Source organism: Jejuibacter sp. L23 (assembly GCF_050815825.1).
GTDB classification, from domain to species: Bacteria; Pseudomonadota; Gammaproteobacteria; order Enterobacterales; family Enterobacteriaceae; genus Jejubacter; species Jejubacter calystegiae.
In genome coordinates this window covers 2,781,969-2,802,554 of record NZ_CP138199.1, presented here as the reverse complement: position 1 = coordinate 2,802,554, position 20,586 = coordinate 2,781,969, and the positions used below count along the sequence as shown (strand labels likewise).

21 protein-coding genes are annotated in these 20,586 nt (G+C 54.7%); 12 read left to right on the top strand and 9 right to left on the bottom strand.

All coding sequences use genetic code 11. The annotated features are described in order from the left end of the window. Window positions 1–40: 40 nt before the first annotated feature. From SCU88_RS12940 to SCU88_RS12930, 3 genes are all read right to left on the bottom strand, one after another. Window positions 41–742 carry a fimbria/pilus periplasmic chaperone gene (locus SCU88_RS12940; RefSeq protein WP_175340547.1) on the bottom strand — a complete coding sequence of 234 codons (702 nt, stop codon included), beginning with the start codon at window positions 740–742 and terminating at the stop codon, window positions 41–43. Between the two features lie 71 nt (window positions 743–813). Then, on the bottom strand, window positions 814–1,371 hold the full coding sequence (locus tag SCU88_RS12935; protein ID WP_241666519.1) for a fimbrial protein: 558 nt from the start codon (window positions 1,369–1,371) through the stop codon (window positions 814–816). Between the two features lie 541 nt (window positions 1,372–1,912). Beyond that, entirely contained in the window at window positions 1,913–2,113 is a 201-nt protein-coding gene (locus SCU88_RS12930; protein ID WP_175340546.1) for a hypothetical protein, read from the bottom strand. Between the two features lie 362 nt (window positions 2,114–2,475). Here SCU88_RS12930 and SCU88_RS12925 point away from each other — a divergent pair, with 362 nt between their 5' ends. After that, window positions 2,476–3,135, top strand: a complete 660-nt coding sequence (locus tag SCU88_RS12925; RefSeq protein WP_168198825.1) for a LuxR C-terminal-related transcriptional regulator — start codon at window positions 2,476–2,478, stop codon at window positions 3,133–3,135. A gap of 78 nt (window positions 3,136–3,213) precedes the next feature. Here SCU88_RS12925 and azoR read toward each other — a convergent pair whose 3' ends face one another. After that, window positions 3,214–3,819 (bottom strand): FMN-dependent NADH-azoreductase, encoded by a 606-nt coding sequence (gene azoR, locus SCU88_RS12920; protein ID WP_138097655.1) that lies wholly within the window; start codon window positions 3,817–3,819, stop codon window positions 3,214–3,216. Window positions 3,820–4,011: 192 nt separating this feature from the next. Here azoR and hrpA point away from each other — a divergent pair, with 192 nt between their 5' ends. The 3 genes from hrpA to SCU88_RS12905 all read left to right on the top strand — a co-directional run bounded on the left by hrpA (window position 4,012) and on the right by SCU88_RS12905 (window position 8,607). Beyond that, window positions 4,012–7,911, top strand: coding sequence for an ATP-dependent RNA helicase HrpA (gene hrpA / locus SCU88_RS12915; RefSeq protein WP_175340545.1), 3,900 nt, complete (start codon window positions 4,012–4,014; stop codon window positions 7,909–7,911). A gap of 148 nt (window positions 7,912–8,059) precedes the next feature. Further along, complete coding sequence (locus SCU88_RS12910; protein ID WP_138097653.1) at window positions 8,060–8,296, top strand: type II toxin-antitoxin system CcdA family antitoxin; 237 nt, start codon at window positions 8,060–8,062, stop codon at window positions 8,294–8,296. Continuing rightward, a complete protein-coding gene (locus tag SCU88_RS12905) occupies window positions 8,296–8,607 on the top strand; it encodes a CcdB family protein (protein ID WP_138097652.1) in 312 nt (103 codons plus the stop codon). The genes SCU88_RS12910 and SCU88_RS12905 overlap by 1 nt, the downstream gene beginning before the upstream one ends. Window positions 8,608–8,631: 24 nt before the next feature. On the opposite strand, the gene SCU88_RS12900 is transcribed toward SCU88_RS12905, so the two are convergent. Beyond that, on the bottom strand, window positions 8,632–9,951 hold the full coding sequence (locus tag SCU88_RS12900) for an MFS transporter (protein ID WP_175340544.1): 1,320 nt from the start codon (window positions 9,949–9,951) through the stop codon (window positions 8,632–8,634). A 399-nt stretch (window positions 9,952–10,350) separates the two neighbouring features. Here SCU88_RS12900 and SCU88_RS12895 point away from each other — a divergent pair, with 399 nt between their 5' ends. From SCU88_RS12895 to SCU88_RS12885, 3 genes are all read left to right on the top strand, one after another. After that, window positions 10,351–11,154, top strand: coding sequence for a YdcF family protein (locus SCU88_RS12895; RefSeq protein ID WP_138099253.1), 804 nt, complete (start codon window positions 10,351–10,353; stop codon window positions 11,152–11,154). A 211-nt stretch (window positions 11,155–11,365) separates the two neighbouring features. After that, window positions 11,366–12,811, top strand: coding sequence for an aldehyde dehydrogenase (aldA, locus tag SCU88_RS12890; RefSeq protein WP_138097646.1), 1,446 nt, complete (start codon window positions 11,366–11,368; stop codon window positions 12,809–12,811). A 73-nt stretch (window positions 12,812–12,884) separates the two neighbouring features. Then, window positions 12,885–13,775 (top strand): pyridoxamine 5'-phosphate oxidase family protein, encoded by an 891-nt coding sequence (locus tag SCU88_RS12885; protein ID WP_175340543.1) that lies wholly within the window; start codon window positions 12,885–12,887, stop codon window positions 13,773–13,775. Between the two features lie 5 nt (window positions 13,776–13,780). On the opposite strand, the gene gap is transcribed toward SCU88_RS12885, so the two are convergent. Next, window positions 13,781–14,782, bottom strand: a complete 1,002-nt coding sequence (gene gap / locus SCU88_RS12880) for a type I glyceraldehyde-3-phosphate dehydrogenase (protein ID WP_175340542.1) — start codon at window positions 14,780–14,782, stop codon at window positions 13,781–13,783. Between the two features lie 175 nt (window positions 14,783–14,957). Here gap and cybB point away from each other — a divergent pair, with 175 nt between their 5' ends. The 4 genes from cybB to SCU88_RS12860 all read left to right on the top strand — a co-directional run bounded on the left by cybB (window position 14,958) and on the right by SCU88_RS12860 (window position 17,513). Next, window positions 14,958–15,494, top strand: coding sequence for a cytochrome b561 (cybB, locus tag SCU88_RS12875; RefSeq protein WP_175340541.1), 537 nt, complete (start codon window positions 14,958–14,960; stop codon window positions 15,492–15,494). A gap of 159 nt (window positions 15,495–15,653) precedes the next feature. Then, window positions 15,654–16,811 carry a lipase family protein gene (locus SCU88_RS12870; RefSeq protein WP_175340540.1) on the top strand — a complete coding sequence of 386 codons (1,158 nt, stop codon included), beginning with the start codon at window positions 15,654–15,656 and terminating at the stop codon, window positions 16,809–16,811. Window positions 16,812–16,959: 148 nt separating this feature from the next. After that, window positions 16,960–17,319: a DUF1971 domain-containing protein gene (locus SCU88_RS12865; protein ID WP_138097641.1), complete on the top strand. Its 360-nt coding sequence runs from the start codon at window positions 16,960–16,962 to the stop codon at window positions 17,317–17,319. Between the two features lie 11 nt (window positions 17,320–17,330). Beyond that, window positions 17,331–17,513 carry a DUF1869 domain-containing protein gene (locus tag SCU88_RS12860; RefSeq protein WP_138097640.1) on the top strand — a complete coding sequence of 61 codons (183 nt, stop codon included), beginning with the start codon at window positions 17,331–17,333 and terminating at the stop codon, window positions 17,511–17,513. Between the two features lie 44 nt (window positions 17,514–17,557). Here SCU88_RS12860 and SCU88_RS12855 read toward each other — a convergent pair whose 3' ends face one another. The 3 genes from SCU88_RS12855 to SCU88_RS12845 form a co-directional block, all read right to left on the bottom strand. Then, window positions 17,558–18,694, bottom strand: coding sequence for an acyltransferase family protein (locus tag SCU88_RS12855; protein ID WP_175340539.1), 1,137 nt, complete (start codon window positions 18,692–18,694; stop codon window positions 17,558–17,560). 214 nt (window positions 18,695–18,908) lie between these two features. Further along, complete coding sequence (locus SCU88_RS12850) at window positions 18,909–19,655, bottom strand: SAM-dependent methyltransferase (protein ID WP_431810007.1); 747 nt, start codon at window positions 19,653–19,655, stop codon at window positions 18,909–18,911. A 10-nt stretch (window positions 19,656–19,665) separates the two neighbouring features. Then, on the bottom strand, window positions 19,666–19,923 hold the full coding sequence (locus SCU88_RS12845; protein WP_175340537.1) for a YjhX family toxin: 258 nt from the start codon (window positions 19,921–19,923) through the stop codon (window positions 19,666–19,668). Between the two features lie 384 nt (window positions 19,924–20,307). On the opposite strand from SCU88_RS12845, the gene SCU88_RS12840 reads away from it, so the two are divergent. After that, window positions 20,308–20,583, top strand: coding sequence for a metal/formaldehyde-sensitive transcriptional repressor (locus SCU88_RS12840; RefSeq protein WP_138097636.1), 276 nt, complete (start codon window positions 20,308–20,310; stop codon window positions 20,581–20,583). Window positions 20,584–20,586: the final 3 nt, after the last annotated feature.

Genomic DNA, 20,586 nt, shown 5'->3' with positions numbered 1-20,586 from the left:
ATATCTTCCTGTACTGCGCTTTATCATCTGTTTTCCGGCACTACTTTTTTTCGCTATCAATAACGCGCATGGCGCCAAAGTCGTTGATAATAAATGGATAGTAATTCCCTTCGCTGCGGCTTAAGGTAAAGGTTTTGGTAGCGCCAGGGGCTATCATGCCGCCGCTGCCAATGCTCTTTTTCCCCTCGCGGTCGTCAGAGAAATAAGCGACGTTAATAAAATAGGGGCTGGGGTTGGTGGCGGTGACCGTAGTGCCCTGGCGGGACCACTTCACCTGCTGTTGCGCGTCGCTGGCGCTTATAGGTAATCCATCCGGGCGGAAGAACAACTTCAGACGTGAACGGAATGCCATTTGCAGCATGCTCTTGCCTTCGGCGTTCTTCACCTTCGCGGGAATTTCCAGCACGTTAAGATAGAAGACAGACTCTTTATCTTTGGGCAGCGGCTCGCCGGTATAGCGGATACGCAGCGACTGGCCCTTGCCGGGATCGACGCGGTTAATGGGCGGCGTCAAAGTAAAGGGTGCCTGGGCGTTGTCCGGTCGGGAGTTACGATCGCCGGAGTCGATCCACGACTGAATTAATACCGGCGCCTTGCCGTTATTGGTCATCTTGATCGAAACTTCTTTATCCTTTTCCGGATAAACGACGCGGGTACCGGCAATAATAATGGCACTGTGTGCGGAAAAGGCCACAAGCGTGGAAAGCAGGGCGAGAGTGGTGGGCAGTAATTTCATTTTCATCGCTTAAGTCCTTTTTTGCAGGCGAGCATTGCGCTCGCCTGTATCCTTAACAGGAGGAATTTCAGGTACGATTATTCGTAATCGATGCTGAAGTTAACCTGGCTTTTTACCGTACCCGGGGTGGTGGCGCCCATGGCGTAGTAACGTACGGTATATGGCAGGCTGGCAGAGCCGCTGCTCATATCGATACGGGTGGTGTTGGTGGTCTGGCTGGTGTTACCCACCTGCAGCGGCTGCTCGGTCTGCTGATCCAGCAGCTGCAGCTGAACGTTGGTCGCGCCATCGGTCACGCCTTCGTCAGTGTTCAGCAGGTTATAGGTGGTGGTATCGACGGTAGAGCCGTTTTCGAAGAACGCTGCGGCGGTAGAGGTGCTGGTGACGCCGGTGCAGTTAGCCAGCTCAATGCTGAAGCCGGTGTCTGCGGTCGTTTCGCCCAGGGTCTGCAGCAGTGAGGTGCTGACTTCCGGCAGAACCACGGTGGCCGGTGACGCCTGACCGTCTACGGTGATGTCGCAGGTGGTGGCGGTCAGCTTGCCTTCGAAATAGATAGTGCCATCGGCTGCCAGAGCCTGAGTGCCGAATACGCCAGAAGCTAAAGCGGCAGCCAGTAATGTTTTCTTGATGTTCATTGTACAAACTCCATGTATATTGAAATACCCTTGCGGAATAAACCTGCATTCGCATAACAGCACTATCTTTATGCTTATTGATGCTCTGCTTAGTTGATGAAGACGATAAATTTACGGCCACAAATATATGTGGCAATACACAGCTTTCTTTTCTGAAGGCTGAGGCGGATTGTTATCGACAATTGGATATTAAGATTGTCCTGGTTTGCTGTAAAGCGCTGGCTGGCGTTTTTCTTAAAAATAAGATGAATTTCTTTACTGTTATTCGGCAGGGAAAATAATCCTGAGAATATAATCTCAATTTCCTGATGGTGCTAAATGGTTGTGATTTCAGAATGATTACAGGTGATTTGTGATGTTCATCATAACTATTGGGCGGTCATTTGGGAAAATAATCCTGGTTTTTTTGCAGAATCCACTAAAGCACATTTGCCGTTTGGGAATCGGCCTTACTTTTTATCTCTAAATAAGTAGTTTCTCAATGACTAACTACTAGTGATGAGGAAAAATCCTATGACTGGCTATTCCTGGAACAGTACGTTTAGGTAATAAATGAAGGAATGACTGTCAAGCCGTGTCGGTTTTCAATGATAACAAAAAGTTTTAAATTTGTTACTTTTTTGTTTTTTGAGGGTGTTTTTTTTGCAAATAGTGCTATGAACAGTGGCGCAGACATGATGGGCATGCGGTTTTTCTCTTTTTTATCACCAGAAAAATGAGGGGCAGTGCTGTCCGGAATCATGATGAATAAGAATTTTCTTGACGAGATTCGAAATTGGTTGAAATATTAATAATCACTACTTAAGGGTTGCGCTATGTGATTGTAACGGCTATGTGAATGTAATGATTGCAGTTTTTATAATTATCTTTATGTTATTAAACGAAAATAGAATAAGGGTGGTAAGGTTTTCTGATTTCAGGTAAAGATGGAAAATCTGTCTCAGGATTGCATTCAAAGGTAAATATTAAGAAATTTTAATTTATCTGTGCCAGGATTTTTCCTCGCAAAAGAGTATTTGCGTCATATATACATGGTTGATTAATTATTCTAGATTGATTGTTGTAATGGAATGACGAAATCCATGGTTTGTTATGGAGAATCACATGGGGAAACAATTGAGCAGTGACGTAGATCGTGCATGTCAGGAATCCACAATTACTATTATTACGGCTGATAATTATTTTTATTTAGCAGTGAAGTATTTGATTCATTCGATGCTGCCAGAAATTCTGAGCAAAAAAGGGACGATCTATAATGTCGTGCATTGTGAAAGTGTATTTCAGATGGATTTTCAGGATGCAATGAAGAGCGAGGATCGCCTGCTTATTGCTGACTACGATGTCCGGCTGATCGGTAATTCTCATATTCTTGAACTGTTACAGGGGATGAAGGTCTTCCGTTCTGTGATGCTGGTGCTCCATAAAGAGCTGGCGGTCTCCGAAGTGGATTACTGCCTGACCAAAGGAGCCCCGGTGGGAGCAATTAAGCAAATCCTGCTGGATTTTATTCTACAACAATCGGTACCGCAGAAGATGAATAGCGGGCAACTGCTGTCCCGCTTTACGCACCGTGAACATCAAATTATTCGCCTGATTTTGAAGGGCCGACGGGTTGAAAGCATTGCGAAAGAGCTCAATCTGAGCCCGAAAACGATTTATGCCCATCGTTCGCGAATTTATCAGAAGGCGGGGGTACGTAATCTACAGGGGCTGTTTCGTTGCGGAGAGTTGAATGCGGCGGAACTGAAATCGCCGGTGGCGTAACTATTGCCTCTTTTGCTTCCCGGAGCCATAAAAAACCCCGCCCATTTATGGCGGGGTCGCGTTCTGTTCTGACGCCTGTCAGGCGTTAACCACCGAGTCCACTGCAGCTTTGGCGTCGTTCTGCGCCTGGGTGGCGATTTCCGGCCCCATGGCGACGCCTTCCGCGAAGATGAAGTTCACGTCGGTGATACCAATAAAGCCCAGGAACAGTTTAACGTACGGCGTTAGCAGATCGGTCGGGCCATCTTTATGAACGCCGCCGCGGCTGGAGATTACTACCGCGCGTTTACCGGTGACCAGACCTTCCGGACCGTTTTCGGTGTAGCGGAAAGTGACGCCGGCGCGGGCTATCAGATCGAAGTAGTTCTTCAACTGAGTCGGAATAGTGAAGTTATACATCGGCGCGTTAAAGACCACGATATCGTGTGCCTGCAGTTCGGCAATCAGCGCGTCGGAAAGGGCCAGCGCTTCCTGCTGACGGGGAGTCAGCGGCGCATCGCCCGGACGCATGGCGCCAACCAGTTCACCGTCCAGTACCGGAATCGGGTCGGCGGCCAGGTCGCGCACGGTAATCTGGTCTGCGCTGTGTTTTTCACGCCACTGTTCAATAAAGTAGTCGGAAATCTGGTTGGACTGCGAATAGCCTGCCAGGATGCTGGACTTCAGAACTAATACTTTACTCATTCACTGATTCCTTACTTTGCGGTTATCGGAACGTTTTCCGTTGCATGAGTCCATGCTATTCATGATTGGGCTACAGTGATAGCGTAATATATCGAACCCTGAATTCAATTTTTTTGAACAAGTCGCACGGCAGCCCGCTATGGTAAACTACGGCTAATTATCTATTCAGCTTTCCTGCGTTGTATCTGAATCATGGAACAAAACACAGCCTCATTCGCCAGTCTTCAGGCTCGCCTCGACGATCTGATGCTAAGCGATAAAGCCCGCTTCGCCCGCCGTCTTCACGGGGCGAAAAAGGTTAAAAATACTGAGTCTCGCCAGGCCGTTTTTGATCAACTGGCCCAGGAGATAGAAACCGCAGCCGGTAAAATCCTGCTGCGCAAAGCCGCGTGCCCGGCCATCGTCTACCCAGAAAATCTGCCGGTTAGCCAGAAAAAGCAGGCGATCCTGGAAGCGGTGCGCGACCATCAGGTCACCATAGTGGCGGGGGAGACCGGCTCCGGTAAAACCACCCAGTTGCCAAAAATCTGTATGGAGCTGGGGCGGGGGATTAAAGGCCTGATTGGCCACACTCAACCCCGCCGTCTGGCGGCCCGAACCGTGGCTAACCGTATTGCCGAAGAGCTCCAGACCGAACCGGGCGGCTGCGTAGGCTATAAGGTGCGCTTCACCGACCACGTTGGCGACAACACTATGGTGAAGCTGATGACCGACGGTATTCTGCTGGCGGAGATCCAGCAGGACCGGCTGCTGATGCAGTACGACACCATTATTATTGACGAAGCCCATGAACGCAGTCTGAACATCGACTTTCTGCTGGGCTACCTGAAAGAGCTGCTGCCGCGTCGCCCCGATCTGAAAGTGATTATTACCTCGGCGACTATCGATCCGCAGCGCTTTTCACGCCACTTTAACCAGGCGCCGATTGTTGAAGTCTCCGGCCGTACTTATCCGGTGGAGGTGCGCTACCGCCCCATTGTGGAAGAGGCCCAGGACACTGAACGCGATCAGCTTCAGGCGATATACGATGCCGTGGAGGAACTGGGCCGGGAAGGGCCCGGAGATATCCTGATCTTTATGAGCGGCGAGCGGGAAATTCGCGATACCGCCGACGGCCTGACCCGGCTTAATCTGCGCCATACCGAGATTCTGCCGCTCTATGCCCGACTCTCGAATAGCGAACAGAATAGGGTGTTCCAGTCTCACAGCGGGCGGCGCATTGTGCTGGCCACCAACGTGGCGGAAACCTCGCTCACGGTGCCGGGGATTAAGTATGTAATCGATCCGGGTACTGCCCGCATCAGCCGCTACAGCTATCGCACCAAAGTGCAGCGCCTGCCGATCGAGCCAGTCTCTCAGGCTTCGGCCAACCAGCGTAAAGGGCGCTGCGGCCGCGTATCGGAAGGGATCTGCATCCGGCTCTATTCGCAAGACGATTTCCTGTCGCGCCCGGAATTTACCGATCCGGAAATTTTGCGCACTAACCTGGCCTCGGTCATTTTGCAGATGACGGCGCTGGGGCTGGGGGATATCGGCGCTTTTCCATTTGTGGAAGCGCCGGACAAACGCAATATCCAGGACGGGGTTCGGCTGCTGGAAGAGCTGGGGGCGATTGCCAGCGATCCCCGGCATGACGGCTATCGTCTGACCGACACCGGGCGCCAGCTGGCGCGTCTGCCGGTGGACCCCCGCCTGGCGCGAATGGTGCTGGCGGCGAGCCAGTTTGGTTGCGTGCGTGAAGTGATGATTATCAGCGCCGCGCTCTCGATTCAGGATCCGCGCGAGCGGCCTCAGGAAAAACAGCAGGCCGCCGATGAAAAACATCGCCGTTTCCAGGATAAAGAGTCTGACTTCCTGGCCTGGGTTAATCTGTGGAACTACCTGCTGGAGCAGCAGAAAGCGCTGTCCGGCAACCAGTTCCGCCGCCTGTGCCGCAGCGACTATCTGAACTGGTTGCGGGTGCGCGAATGGCAGGATATCTACACCCAGCTACGCCAGGTGGTAAAAGAACTGGGGATTCCGGTCAATAGCGAGCCCGGCGACTATCGCTCGGTGCACTGCGCGCTGCTGACCGGCCTGCTTTCCCATATCGGTATGAAAGATACCGATAAACAGGAGTTCACCGGCGCCCGCAATGCCCGGTTTGCGATCTTCCCGGGCTCCGGGCTGTTTAAGAAGCCGCCCAAATGGACCATGGTGGCGGAGCTGGTGGAAACCAGCCGACTGTGGGGGCGTATCGCCGCGCGCATCGATCCCGAATGGATCGAGCCGCTGGCCGGGGATCTGATTAAGCGTTCATATAGCGAACCTCACTGGGAACGCAGTCAGGGCGCGGTCATGGCCAGCGAAAAGGTAACCCTGTTCGGCCTGCCCATTGTGGCGGCGCGTAAGGTGAACTACAGCCAGATCGATCCCGTATTGTGTCGTGAACTGTTTATCCGCCATGCGCTGGTGGAAGGCGACTGGCAGACCCGCCACGCCTTCTTCCGGGAAAATCAGAAGCTGCGGGCCGAAGTCGAGGAGCTGGAGCATCGCTCCCGGCGGCGCGATATTCTGGTGGATGACGATACGCTGTTCGAATTCTACGACCAGCGCATCGGTCATGAGGCTATCTCGGGCCGCCATTTCGATAGCTGGTGGAAGAAGGCCAGCCGGGAAAACCCGGAGCTGCTCAACTTTGAAAAGAGCATGCTGATTAAGGAAGGGGCGGATAAGGTCAGCTCGCTCGACTATCCCAACTTCTGGCATCAGGGCAATCTGAAGCTGCGCCTGAGCTACCAGTTTGAACCCGGGGCCGATGCCGACGGCGTTACGGTCCATATTCCGCTGCCGGTGCTGAATCAGGTGGAGGAGAGCGGTTTCGAATGGCTGGTGCCGGGGATGCGCCGCGATCTGATTATCGCCCTGATTAAGTCGCTGCCGAAACCGGTGCGGCGCAATTTTGTTCCGGCGCCGAACTACGCCGAAGCCTTCCTGGGGCGCGTTACGCCGCTGGAAATGCCGCTGCTGGAAAGCCTGGAGCGCGAGCTGCGCCGTATGACCGGCGTGACCGTCGAGCGCGATGCCTGGCAGTGGGATATGGTGCCCGATCACCTGAAAATTACCTTCCGGGTGGTGGATGAACGCAATAAGCCCCTGCGTGAAGGCAAGGATCTTGAGGCCCTGAAAGGGGCGCTGAAAGGAAAAGTACAGGAGACCCTTTCCGCGGTGGCGGATGACGGTATCGAACAGAGCGGACTGCACCTCTGGAGCTTCGGCACGCTGCCGGAAAGCTACGAGCAGAAGCGCGGCGGCTACAAGGTGAAAGCCTGGCCCGCGCTGGTGGATGAAAAAGAGAGCGTCGGCATTAAGCTGTTCGACAACCCTCAGGAACAGCGGCATGCCATGTGGCGCGGCCTGCGACGTCTGCTGCTGTTGAATATTCCATCGCCCATCAAATATCTGCACGAAAAGCTGCCCAACAAAGCGAAGCTCGGGCTCTACTTTAACCCCTACGGTAAGGTGCTGGATCTGATTGACGACTGCATTGCCTGTGGGGTGGACCGCCTGATTGAGCAGGCCGGCGGCCCGGTCTACGACGAAGCCGGTTTTAATCGCCTGCACGACAAAGTCCGCGCCGAACTTAACGACGCGGTGGTCGATATCGCGCAGCAGGTGGAGCGTATCCTGAGCGAGGTCTTTGCCATTAATAAACGCCTGAAAGGGCGGGTGGATATGACCATGGCGCTGGGGCTGTCGGATATTAAGGCCCAGATGAGCGGGCTAATCTATCGCGGCTTCGTCACTGGCAACGGCTGGCAGCGGCTGGGCGATACCCTGCGCTATTTACAGGCAATCGAGAAGCGGCTGGAGAAGATGGCGGTGGATCCGCATCGCGACCGCGCCCAGATGCTGAAGGTGGAACAGGTGCAGCAGGCCTGGCGCCAGTGGCTGAACAAACTCCCCGCGGCCCGTCGGGAAGATGAAGAGGTACAGGCGATCCGCTGGATGCTTGAAGAGCTACGGGTCAGCTACTTCGCCCAGCAGCTCGGCACTCCTTATCCGGTTTCCGATAAGCGGGTGCTGCAGGCCATGGAGCAGATTAGCGTTTGAGTGGTCAACGGTTGAAACGGGGCGCCAGTGAGGGCGCCCCGTTTTTTTGCGTGGCGTTACGCAGGGTTCAGTGGTTGTTTTTGCAATGTTGAGTTTCCCGGAGCACAATATTTATACACATCATCTATACACACTCAGGAGGCGTGTTATGGCATATCGCGTCACGGATAAGAAAAGAACCAATGTCACCATTCGCGCCGATCTGTTGCAGGAAGCACGCGCCTGCGGGATTAACCTGTCGGCCCTGTTGGAACACTCTTTACAGGAAAAGTTAAAAGAGGCGCGTAGGGTACGCTATCTTGAAGAAAATCAGGCGGCTTTTGAATCGCATAATCGCTTTATCCAGAAGGCAGGCCTGTTTTCAGATGATGAAGGCATTCTGTGATGACGCAGTTTGATGTCTATTGTAACCACGGTCGGGGACGGGAGCATTACCCCTATTTTATGGTGCTTCAGCATGATCTTTTTGATGCCCTGAGCACCCGTCTGGTTGTTCCATTGGCCCATCGCGGCGGGCTGGTTCCCGTTAAGGGCATCCATCTTTGCCTGAGCATTGAGGGTAAAGAGTGTCTGGTGCTAATGGATCTGATGACCAGCGTGGACAGGCAAAGGCTGGCACGAACTCCGGTAGGTAGCGCGCAATCCTTGCGCACTGAGATTATTGCGGCTCTGGATCTGCTGGTTACCGGAATTTAATCTGCCAGATACGCCCTCTGATTATCAGGAAAGATGGGTCTGACCGTCCGGCGCCCGGGGCGTGCGTTGGCGGGTGGCGAAGAAGATTGCCAGCAGCGATATCAATACGGTCACTGCCATATACCAGGCTACCGGAGTCCAGTCGCCGCCGGAGCTTGCCAGCAGTCCTGTGGCGATAAGCGGCGCGGTGCCGCCAGCCAGCGCGGCGCCCAGCTGGTACCCCAGAGTAATGCCGGTATAACGGACGCTGGCGTGGAAGATTTCCGAACACAGGGTGCCCAGCACCGCCGTGACCGGCGCCCAAAGAATACCGAAGGCAATCACCGTCGCCAGCATAATGCCCCAGGTGGTGCCGGTATCCAGCAACATAAACCAGGGAACGATAAACAGCCCCATCAGCACCACGCCCATGGTATAGGTGCGCTTACGGCCAATCCTGTCGGAAAGTAGCCCCATTAGCGGGATCATCACGGTGGCTATTAGCGCCCCCAGGGTCACCGACTCCAGCGCCTGGGATCTTTCGTAACTCAGCGTGCTGGTGGCGTAACTGACTACAAAGGTAGAAAAAATATAGAAGGGGGCGGTTTCCACCACTTTCAGTCCGGCGGCGATCAGCACTTCGCGCCAGTGGTGTTGCAGCGTGGCCCGCAGCGGCGCCTTGCTGACCTGACCGCTGCGTTTCAGATTCTTAAAGTCCGGGGTTTCGTCGATGTCCTTACGGATCCACAACCCCAGAATCACCAGTACCGAACTCATCAGAAACGGAATGCGCCAGCCCCAGCTCAGGAACTGCTCTTCGTTAAACATCGTCATCAGCGAAACAATAAAAGTCGCCATCAGCATGCCGATAGTGACTCCCGCCTGGGGAATGCTGCCAAAAAAACCTTTACGCTTTTCCGGCGCATACTCATAGGCCAGCAGCAGGGCGCCGCCCCATTCACCGCCAATGCCCAGCCCCTGGATTACCCGCATCAGAATCAGCAGTGCCGGTGCCCACATGCCGATACTCTCATAGGTGGGCAGCAGGCCGATCATCACGGTGGCGCCCCCCATCAGCGACAGGGTCAGCACCAGGGTTTTTTTACGACCAATGCGATCACCGATATGGGCGAACAGCACGCCGCCGATGGGGCGAATAAAAAAGGTCAGGGAAAAGGAGAGCCAGGAGAGCATCAGCCCAATCACCGGGTCCACCATCGGGAAGAAAATCTTGTTAAACACCAGCGCGGCCGCGGTGCCATACAGAAAATAGTCGAACCACTCGATGGAGCTACCGGTCAGACTGGCGATAAGTACCTTCTTATTCTTACGCAGAATAGCGGCGCTGTTTTCATGGGTTGTCATGGTCTTTTCCTCGCTACTGGGTTCCGCGAGTAACACCGAATCGCCAAATCGGGTGCAACCTCTACGGACGTGAGGGTTATAAAATTGTTAATAATGCTGGGGTTTGCTGTAACATTTGGCAAGAGGAAATCCTGATAGAATCCCTAAAAACAGGCGCTGGTAATGGAGTTTTATTCTGTATTTTCAGTGAATAGTAAAATAAAAGGATAAAAAACAGCCGCTGGTCCGGTCTGTTATCAGGGTGCAACCGGGCAATTTTTAGATGTTTCTGGTTATTTCAACCTGATGGGAATTCTGTGCGCAAGCCGTCAAAAATTTACCTGCGGTTTAGGATTCATCTCTGCGAATGCCGCTATGTCAGGCGTTACCATGGCCGCTGGTTTTACGTAAGGAGTGATGATAATGATAACGACCTTTCCCACACTTGATGGGGAAACGCTGAACGCGGTCAACACTCTGGGTCGCTGGCTGGCGCAGGATGACTATAGCGCTGAACCGAATGTCGGGAGGGCTGGGGCGATTATCCTGGCGGGCAATGCGGCGATTCCAACGATTGACGCCGCCTGTCGGCTGGCCGCCGGAAGCTCCCTGCCGCTGGTGATAAGCGGCGGCATCGGCCATTCGACCACGTTCCTCTATTCGGCGATTGCTCAGCATCCCCGCTATAACACCATTCCCACCACTGGACGTTCGGAAGCGGCGATTCTCGCGGATATTGCCCGGGAATTCTGGAACGTGCCGCAAGAGCGGCTGCATACCGAGACCCGATCCACCAACTGCGGCGAAAATGCGCAGTGCACCCGGGAACTGATGGCGCAAAGCGGCATTACCCCGACCAGTGCGATAGTGATTCAGGATCCGACTATGATGCGGCGTACCCTGGCGACCTTTGCCCGGGTCTGGCGCGGCGAGGCTATGGCGCCGCGCTGGATAGGTTACCCCGGCTTTGTACCCGAAGTGGTGAACGGTAAGCGCAGTCTGAGCTACGCCGGCAACAGCGACGGGCTGTGGCTGCCGGAACGCTATCTGGCACTGTTGCTGGGGGAGATCCCGCGCCTGCGTGATGACGAACAGGGCTATGGCCCTAACGGCCGCGACTTTATCGAACACGTCGATATTCCGCTCCAGGTGGAGGCTGCCTGGCAGGCAATGATTGACGATAGCCGTCTGACCGGCCTGCTGCGTCAGCGTTCAATGTTATAACGGCAATGACCGTTTGGGCTGCTTCTGGCGCAAACGGTCATCTCTGCGCAACCTCCGCGACGCTATCCCCGGCACATCGCGACATTTTATTCGATGATGGTCACAAATTTCTCTTCTGCTCTGCCATTTATTCACCTGAATCTTTAAGTTATTTAACAATAAATTCACCTTATCCTTTGTTAACGTTTATACCTCACCCAGGAGAGAGGCGATGACTGAACCCGTTACTTATCAAATGTATATCGATGGCGAATTCCAGAATGGTCAGAGCAGTGACTGGATGGATGTAATTAACCCATCGACTGAAGAGATTATCGCCCGTATTCCCGATGGCACGGCTGAAGATGCCCGGCGCGCCATTGAGGCCGCTGAACGGGCCCAGCCGGAATGGGAAGCGCTACCTGCCATTGAGCGCGCAGGCTGGTTGCGCAAAATCGCGGCGGGTATTCGTGAACGGGGCGACGAGATCGCCCGGGTGATTGTGGCGGAAGGGGGCAAAACGCAGCAGCTCGCCGCCGTTGAAGTCGCCTTTACCGCTGACTATATGGAGTATATGGCCGAGTGGGCGCGTCGTTATGAAGGGGAGATTGTACAGAGCGACCGTCCCGGGGAAAATATCCTGGTCTTTAAGCGGGCGTTGGGGGCAACCACCGGTATTCTACCGTGGAACTTCCCGTTCTTTCTGATCGCCCGCAAACTGGCGCCGGCGCTGATTACCGGCAACACCATCGTGGTGAAGCCCAGCGAATTTACCCCGGGCAACGCCATCATTTTTGCCGAGATCGTCCACCAGGTCGGCCTGCCGCGCGGCGTGTTCAGCATGGTGCTGGGGCGTGGCGAAACCGTGGGCCAGGAGCTGGCGGGCAACCCGAAGGTGGCGATGGTCAGTATGACCGGCAGCGTGGCGGCGGGCGAGAAGATCATGACGGCGGCGGCCAAAAATATTACCAAAGTCTGTCTGGAACTGGGGGGCAAAGCTCCGGCCATCGTGATGGACGATGCCGATCTGGAACTGGCGGTGAAGGCCATTGCCGACTCGCGGGTGATTAATAGCGGGCAGGTGTGTAACTGCGCCGAGCGCGTTTACGTACAGAAAGGGATCTATCCGCGCTTTATCGAGCGGATGCAGCAGGTGCTGAGCGAGGCGCAGTTTGGCGACCCGGCCCGGCGCGACGATATCGCAATGGGGCCGCTGATCAACCAGGCCGCGCTGACCCGGGTGCAGCAGAAAGTGCAGCGCGCCGTGGAGCAGGGCGCCCGTCTGGCGCTGGGCGGTGAAGCGCCGCAGGGCAAAGGCTATTTTTATCCGCCGACCCTGCTGGTGGACGTTGAACAGTCCATGGATATCATGCACGAAGAGACCTTCGGCCCGGTGCTGCCGGTGGCGACCTTCGATACCCTGGAGCAGGCCATCGCCATGGCTAACGACAGCGATTACGGCCTGACGTCATCGATCTACACCCGGGATCTGAATACCGCCATGAAGGCCATTAAGCGTCTGCAGTTTGGCGAAACCTATATCAACCGCGAAAACTTCGAGGCGATGCAGGGCTTCCACGCGGGCTGGCGTAAGTCCGGCATTGGCGGCGCCGACGGTAAACACGGTCTGCATGAGTATCTGCAAACCCAGGTGGTTTACCTGCAGCAGCACGACTAACCCATCGCTCCCCCGGCGCGCCGGGGGAGCGTCACTCTGCTACCTTTATAAAAAGGCGGGCGGAGACAGGGCGATGGGCGACACCACATTTCATCCTGGCGAACAGGCGGTGCGGGCGCAGAAGCTGAGTGACAGGGCTGCGACACGCCATGGCGCTACCCTTCAAGACGGGATTTACGGTCAGGCTCAGGCTTACGTGGGCTATATGTTTATGGTGCTGGTGGGCAGCGTGGATAGCGATGGCTATCCCTGGGCTTCGCTGCTGGTAGGACCGCCGGGCTTTGCCGATGCCGGTCATCCTCAGTATCTCAATCTGACATTACCGCAAGCGCAGCGCGATCCTGCGGATCCGCTATGGCAGAACCTGAGCCATAACCCGCGGCTGGGACTGCTGTTTATCGATCTTAACAGCCGCCAGCGATTGCGGGTCAACGGGCGCCTTAACAGCCTGACCCGCGGCGATCTGGAGCTGTTTGTCTGCGAAGCCTATGGTAATTGCCTGAAATATATTCAGCAGCGGCGGGTGGTGCATGCCAGCCTGGCGGAACCCGATGAATCCCCACAGCGCGGTAAAGGGTTGAACGATGAACTACGGGCGTTTATCCACGGCTGCGACACGCTGTTTGTGGCCTCTGACTGGCCGGAAAGCGGCTGTGATGTTTCGCACCGCGGCGGCGCGCCGGGCTTTGTTCGGGTGGAGCAGGGGAATCGACTGCGGATCCCCGACTATCCTGGCAATAACCTGTTTAATACCCTGGGCAACTTCATGTTAAACCCCAAAGGAGGGATCTGCATTCCGGATTTCAGCCACTCCCGGCTGTTGCAACTGACCGGCGATGTGACCCTGAATCTGGACCAGAATTTCTGGGAATTCGAGGTGCGGGAGTGGCTGTGGCGCACGCTTCCGGCACGCCTGAGCTGGTCTGAGCCCCAGGCGTCGCCGTTTAATCGAGCCGTGGAGTAACGCCGCTACAGGCGGGCGTACTTATCCAGCACCCTCACCAGTTGGGTCACAAAACCATATTCGTTATCGTACCAGGCGACGGTTTTCACCAGTGGCAGTTCGTCGGCCTCCGTCACTTCGGTCTGGGTCACGTCGAACACTGAACCGAAGTGGCTGCCAATAATATCGCCGGACACCAGCTCTTCATCGGTATAACCGAAGGCGTCATTATTTTCGGTCGCCTTTTTTAGTGCGGCGTTTATTTCATCCACGGTGACTTTTTTATCCAGAATCGAGACCAGTTCGGTGACCGAACCGGTTTTTACCGGCACCCGCTGGGCGTGACCCTTAAGTTTGCCGCTCAGGGCCGGTATCACCAGCCCGATAGCCTTAGCCGCGCCGGTCGTGTGCGGAATGATATTTTCAGCCGCGGCCCGCGAAGCGCGCAGATTCTTGCCGCGCGGCCCGTCCACCAGCGCCTGGGTGCCGGTATAGGCATGAATGGTGGTCATAGTGCCCAGTTTGATACCAAAACTGTCGTTCAGGGCTTTCGCCATCGGCGCCAGGCAGTTGGTGGTGCACGACGCTACCGAAAGCAGCTTATCGCTGGCGTCCATGGTGTCGTCGTTGACGTTAAACACCACGGTTTTCATATCACCGGCAGGGGCGGAGATCAGCACCTTCTTCGCTCCGGCATCCAGATGGGCCCGGGCTTTATCGGCTGAGGTATAAAAGCCGGTGCTCTCCACCACGATATCTACCCCAAGCTCCCCCCAGGGCAGTTTTTCCGCCTCTTTGACGGCAAATACGGCGATCTTTGTGCCATCGACAATCAGGGCGTCGTCGCTGTAGTCAACGGACCACGGGAAATGGCCATAGTTAGAGTCGTGCTTCAACAGATAGGCCAGGACTTCGGGGGAGGTCAGATCGTTAATCGCGATAACCTGCCGGTCCCCCGGCACTTCAAGCAGCCGACGCAGCACCAGACGCCCGATGCGCCCAAACCCGTTAATGGCAATCTTACTCATCAGGGACTCCTTTGCGGGAAGGTTGTTTAAACTCACTAAGTGATAGTTCAGGTGATGGCATGCCGCAAACGCAGGGGGGCTGGATCAATTAACTCGCTGATTGCCCGAGAAACTTAATGTGAAGCCCGCCTCTGAAGTTTATTCTTAGGTCGGAACTCAGGAAAAAGGATGGGTTATGCAAGGTAAATTCTCCTCACTGCAGATTGGCCTGCACTGGCTGGTGCTGCTGCTGATTGCCATCGCTTATTGCGCCATGGAGTTTCGTGGCCTGGCGCCGCGTGAGTATCGTCCGGTGTTTAAAGCGTTTCATTTTGCCAGCGGACTGATGGTGCTGATTCTGATGGTGGCACGGCTGGTGCTGCGTGCCACGCGGCCCACACCGCCGATTGTGCCGAAACCAGCGGCCTGGGCGACGGGCCTGGCACACCTGGGGCACAGCGCGCTGTACCTGATTTTTCTGGCGTTGCCGGTGCTGGGCTTTTTGGTGATGTACGACAAAGGCGAGGCCTGGAGCGTACTGGGGATCCCCATGCCCCATGCGGCAGACCTGAATGAGGATCGCCGCCAGAGTCTGAAAGATCTTCATGAGCTAATTGCTAACATCGGCTATTTTGTGATTGCCCTTCACGCCGCCGCCGCGCTGTTTCACCACTATATATGGCGCGACAATACGCTGCTGCGTATGATGCCGCGCCGCCGCGATAGCCAATAAACGCCTGGTGCCGGAGCTGTCCGGCGCCGTTTTATCATCTACGCTTTCCTCCAGGATTAGGCTGCGCTTTATCGGTGATTGCTCACGCATTGCGTTTTTGCGGCGTACAATTTTTGCTGATGATGTGGATATCACCGTCTGATAATTCATAGGGGAAATATGAAGCCTGTTGTAAAAAAACTTCTGTGCTGGGCCGTGCCGGTTGCAGCACTGACAATTGGTGTACCGCTGGTTCAGGCGGCGCAGCAGTCAGAGGCTCAGGCGGCGGTTCAGCCGCCGTCGGTTGAAAAATCGGTCTTACCTGCGGAACATGGCCTGACCGAGGCTGCAGAACAGTACCGGCTTATTTATCCTTCCGTGAGCGGGGTAGATGGTAAAACACCGCGCCGGGACAGCGCTGCGGTGTTTATCCCCAGGGGGCCGATGCCGAAAGGGGGCTGGCCGGTGGTGGTCTGGGCTCACGGTACCGTCGGTGTTGCCAACGATTGTGCGCCTTCGCTTAATCCGCGTACCGTCAGGGATAGCCAGTATCTGAACACCTGGCTGTCGCTGGGGTTCGCTATCGTCGCGCCGGACTATGCCGGTCTGGGCTCCGGGGGATTACACCATTACCTTAACGCCAGGGCCGAAGCCTGGAGCGTGCTCGATGGCGTTCGCGCGGCACTGAAAAACTTCCCGCTGCGTAATCAACTGGTGTTGGTCGGGCAGTCCCAGGGGGCGCATGCCGCTTTCGCCAGCGCGGGCTGGCAGCCGAAATACGCGCCTGAGCTTAATATTCGGATGACGGTGCTGACCGGCACGCCTTATTTCGATTCTGAGACCACGGTGGCCCAGCTATTTGGCATTAACGATAAGGCCACGCCGCAGGTCGGCGATCCCAAAATTCCCTATGTGTTCTATATCTACCTGGCGGCGGCGGAGTCGCTACCCAAACTGAAACCGTCCACGTATTTCCAGCCAGCGGCGTTACCAATTCTGGGCGAGGCGAATAAGCTGTGTATTACGCCGCTCACCGAAAAGGTGATGAAGGAAAAGCTGAATGCGGCGAACAGCCTGAAGCCGGGGATCCAGTCGTTGCTGGAAGCCAGTACTGAAGCGATGCATTACCCGACGCTGAGTATCGACAGTCCGGTGTTTATCGGGATTGGCGGTGCCGATATTAATGTGCCCACCGTCATGCAGCAGCGTTTCGCCCATGCGGTTCGGCTGGCGGGTACTATGGTAGAAGTGCACGAATACCCGGGTCTGGACCACAGCGGAACCGTGAATCCCTCTCTGCGCGATTCAGTACCGTTCGTTCTGAAGCATCTGAAATAACCCTTAGTGGGCATCGGCGGTGGCTGGTGCCTGCGTCAATACCCATTAAGGTGCGTTTAAAAAGCATCTTTCGAAACAAAGCCTCATCCTGAACGTGGTGAAATAACGGCTAAGACAGCATCGTCTGACGTAAACGAGGAAGAAAGTTATGCTGCTTATTCCGCAGGACTGTATTCATACACGCTCCACGCCATTCTGGAATAAAGATAACGCACCGGCTGGTCTGTTTAAGCGCCACCTTGATCATGGCACTCAACAGGGCGTTTATCCGCGTTTGTCGGTGATGCGGGGCGCGGTGAAATATTATGGTTTCGCCGATGGGGAATGCCCCGAGCCGGATAGTGAAATGGTGATTGAAGCCGGTCATTTTGGCGTGTTCCCACCAGAAAAATGGCACCATATTGAAATTCTGACCGATGACACCTATTTCAACATCGATTTTTTTGTGGCGCCTGAAGTGTTGCTGAAAGGGTCTGGTTTGCGCCAGGTAGTAAAAACTCAGAAATAAGGTAAATCGTTATGGGCAAGGCAACTTACACGGTAACTGTCACCAATAACAGCAATGGCGTTTCGGTCGATTATGAAACAGAAGCGCCCGCCAGCCTGCTGATACCGGATGTAGGTGCGCAGGTGATTAAAGACCTGGTGAATACCGTCCGCGGCTACGATACCGAAGAAGAGACCGACGTTTGCGGCTGGTAGTTTCTGGCTGCGCCCGGCAACAACAGTGCCGGGCGCTTTGTGTTTCAGCCGGTGCGTTCGCTGGTTACCTGCCCCTGATGCCATGTAGTGGAAGGTGCCAGTAGCTTCGCCTTCAGCCATCGGGTTAATCCAACTTCAATATATTTCCAGGTGCAGTGAGAAAGGGCGAGGGACAGCGCAATAGATAGCGCAATCAGCCCCAGAATAGCGGGCATCGATGTGGCTTTATCGCCCAGATGGTCAAAGACGAAATAATTGACGGTATTGTGGCACAGATAGAGCGAGAACGAGATATTTCCGGCATAGAGCGCAATGCGCGGAATATAGTTATGTAACACAGGCTCGGCGATGCTCAGCAGCAGTATCGTGATACCAATAGCGACTCCCAGCCTCAGGCTGAGCAGGTACAGATGCTGCGTATACAGTCCCATGACGATGGTGAAAACCATCACCAGCGCCAGGCCCAGGGCCAGTTGCTGCAACCAGCGCTGGCGTGCCGCCTTTTCCAGTTTCACATAGAGCCCGCCTGCCAGTGCACCGACGACAAAATCGAGAATCACCGGGTTAGATAAAAACCCCCATAGCGCGTGTTCCACCTGATAACCGTGAATATTCAGCGTTGGCGCATTGCCGAACAGCGCCGGGATTATAAACACCGCCGCGGCGGCCCAGGCGAGCAGCGGCAGAATGCGCTGGCGGAACAGCAGGCAAAGTGCGAAAACCAGATAAAAATAGAGTTCGTAGTTAAGCGTCCAGCGCACGTTATACATCTGTTCCAGATCGATATATTGCGGCGACGCCGCGATGGTGCTTACGGTAAAGGTGAGGGCGCTAATCAGGTTACGGGCACTCTCTTCATTATCCAGAAGATAGAACGCGCCATTTAATAAAAAAGCGAAAAACAGCAACAGATAATAAAGAGGGAGAATTCTTATCATCCGGTTGAGCAGAAATTTTCCGGACGTGACTATTCCGGGGCTGTGCTGGCGGGTGGTATAGACCATAATAAAACCGCTAATCACAAAAAAGATATCCACCCCAATAAAGCTCCAGCCAAAAATGGAGTGCCAGTATTCAAGGGCATGCTCATCGGGGCCGCCGAGCCGAAAATGGTAGTGAAATATCACCACAAACAGTGCTGCCAAACCGCGTAATGCCTGTAAAGAGTTGAGTTTCTGCATTTAACTCTCTGCTGCTTTTATGAATGGAAAAATACATCGTCATTGTAACGAGTGTATTTAAGGAATAACCAGGTGGGGTCCGATAATTTACGTCAGATTTTGTCAGCAGGCAGAAAGGGGATGTTACATAAAGAAATGGCAGTGTTATTTATTGAGTGATGATTGTTCACAGTGAATAATATACGGGCGCCGGTAGCGCCCGTAATGGATATTATTAACGTGCCATCAGGGCGAATACGCCCCAGCCCAGATATTCACGAACCCAGGTGACATGGCGCACTGGCGCCGTATTCAGGGTTTCGCGAATTTCCACTGCCAGTTCATCGCCAGGATTCGCTTCCAGCCAGCGCCGCATAGTCAGCCATTTGGCGGCCTCGTAACGGTCCCAGCCTTCCCGATCCGCCAGTACCATCTCCACCATGTCGTAGCCGAGTTCACCAAACGAGGCGACCAGCCCGGGTAGCGTCAGGAAATCAGAAACGCTGCTGGCAAAACAGTGCTGCGCGACGGCTTCCGTTTCCGGCTCCTTGCGCCAGTATGGCTCGCCGATAAGTAGAATGCCGCCGGGCACAAGGCTCTGGTTCAACAGCTCAAGGGTTCCGGCTACGCCGCCGCCGATCCAGGTAGCACCAACGCAGGCGGCCACGCCGCACTTTTCATCGGCAACGTAACCGGCGGCATCGCCATGAATAAAGGTCACGCGATCGGCAACCTTTAGCTCCTGAGCGCGCTGTTGCGCCTGCTGATTGAACAACTGGCTCATATCGATGCCAGTGCCGGTAATGCCATAATCGCGCGCCCAGGTGCAGAGCATCTCGCCCGAACCGCTGGCAAGATCCAGAATTCGGGTGCCCGGCGTCATGCGCAATGCCGCGCCAAGCGTCGCGAATTTTTCAGGCGTGAACGGATTATGAATGCGGTGGGCGCTTTCGGTAATGTTGAAGATACGTGGGATATCCATCACCTTCTCCTTAACGGTTATCGGCCTGAGCGCGAACATTGTTCAGGCCAGTGATATTAATGCGGTAGGGCTGTCCATTAACGGACTTGATCAGTTTTTTGGCTTTAAGCTTTTTAAAGACGGCGAGCGTGCAGTCGCTCAGCAATAGTCCTTCGCGGCTGTAGCATTCCACGGAAGTGATACGACCAGATGAATCGCGGACGTGCGCGATACGTCCACCTTTAGCGAGAACGTGTAAGGTACGTTGTTCCTGACGGGATAAATTCATACTGAAAACCTGTTCATCATCATGAGCAAAACGAGCCAACGCCTGGCGGCGTTCGCGTACGATTTCGGCGCATTGATAATCAGTCGGACCTTAAAAGGTCTGAACGCTGATTATCAGATGATGACATTCTCCAGCATCAAAGCCTCGGTATGAGTTGAAAGGGTGTAACGGGCGAATCATAGCATATTGCCTGGCCGTGGGAAGGGGGGGAAGGGGGAAAGGCAAGATGGACAGATGCATATCGCAATAAATGATCGCCAAATATCGGGGCTATGCTGAATGAGGCAAGAGCGTATTTTAAGTCTATAACTCATCAGGGCTTACGTTTTACAACGCATAGTCAGATGAATTACTATACCCCCCTATAGTATCTGGAGGGCGGATATGCCACACTTACCTGAAGACAAAAAACGGATCCTCACCCGGGTGCGGCGCATCCGTGGGCAGGTCGAAGCCCTGGAGCGAGCGCTGGAAGGGGGAGAGCCTTGCTCTGCTATGCTCCAGCAGATAGCCGCAGTACGCGGTGCGGCCAATGGCCTGATGGGCGAGATGCTGGAGATCCACCTGAAAGACGAGCTGGTCAGCGGCGACACCACGCCGGAACAGCGAGGGGCGCAGATGGCGGAAATCGGCCATCTTATCCGCGCCTATCTGAAATAAATC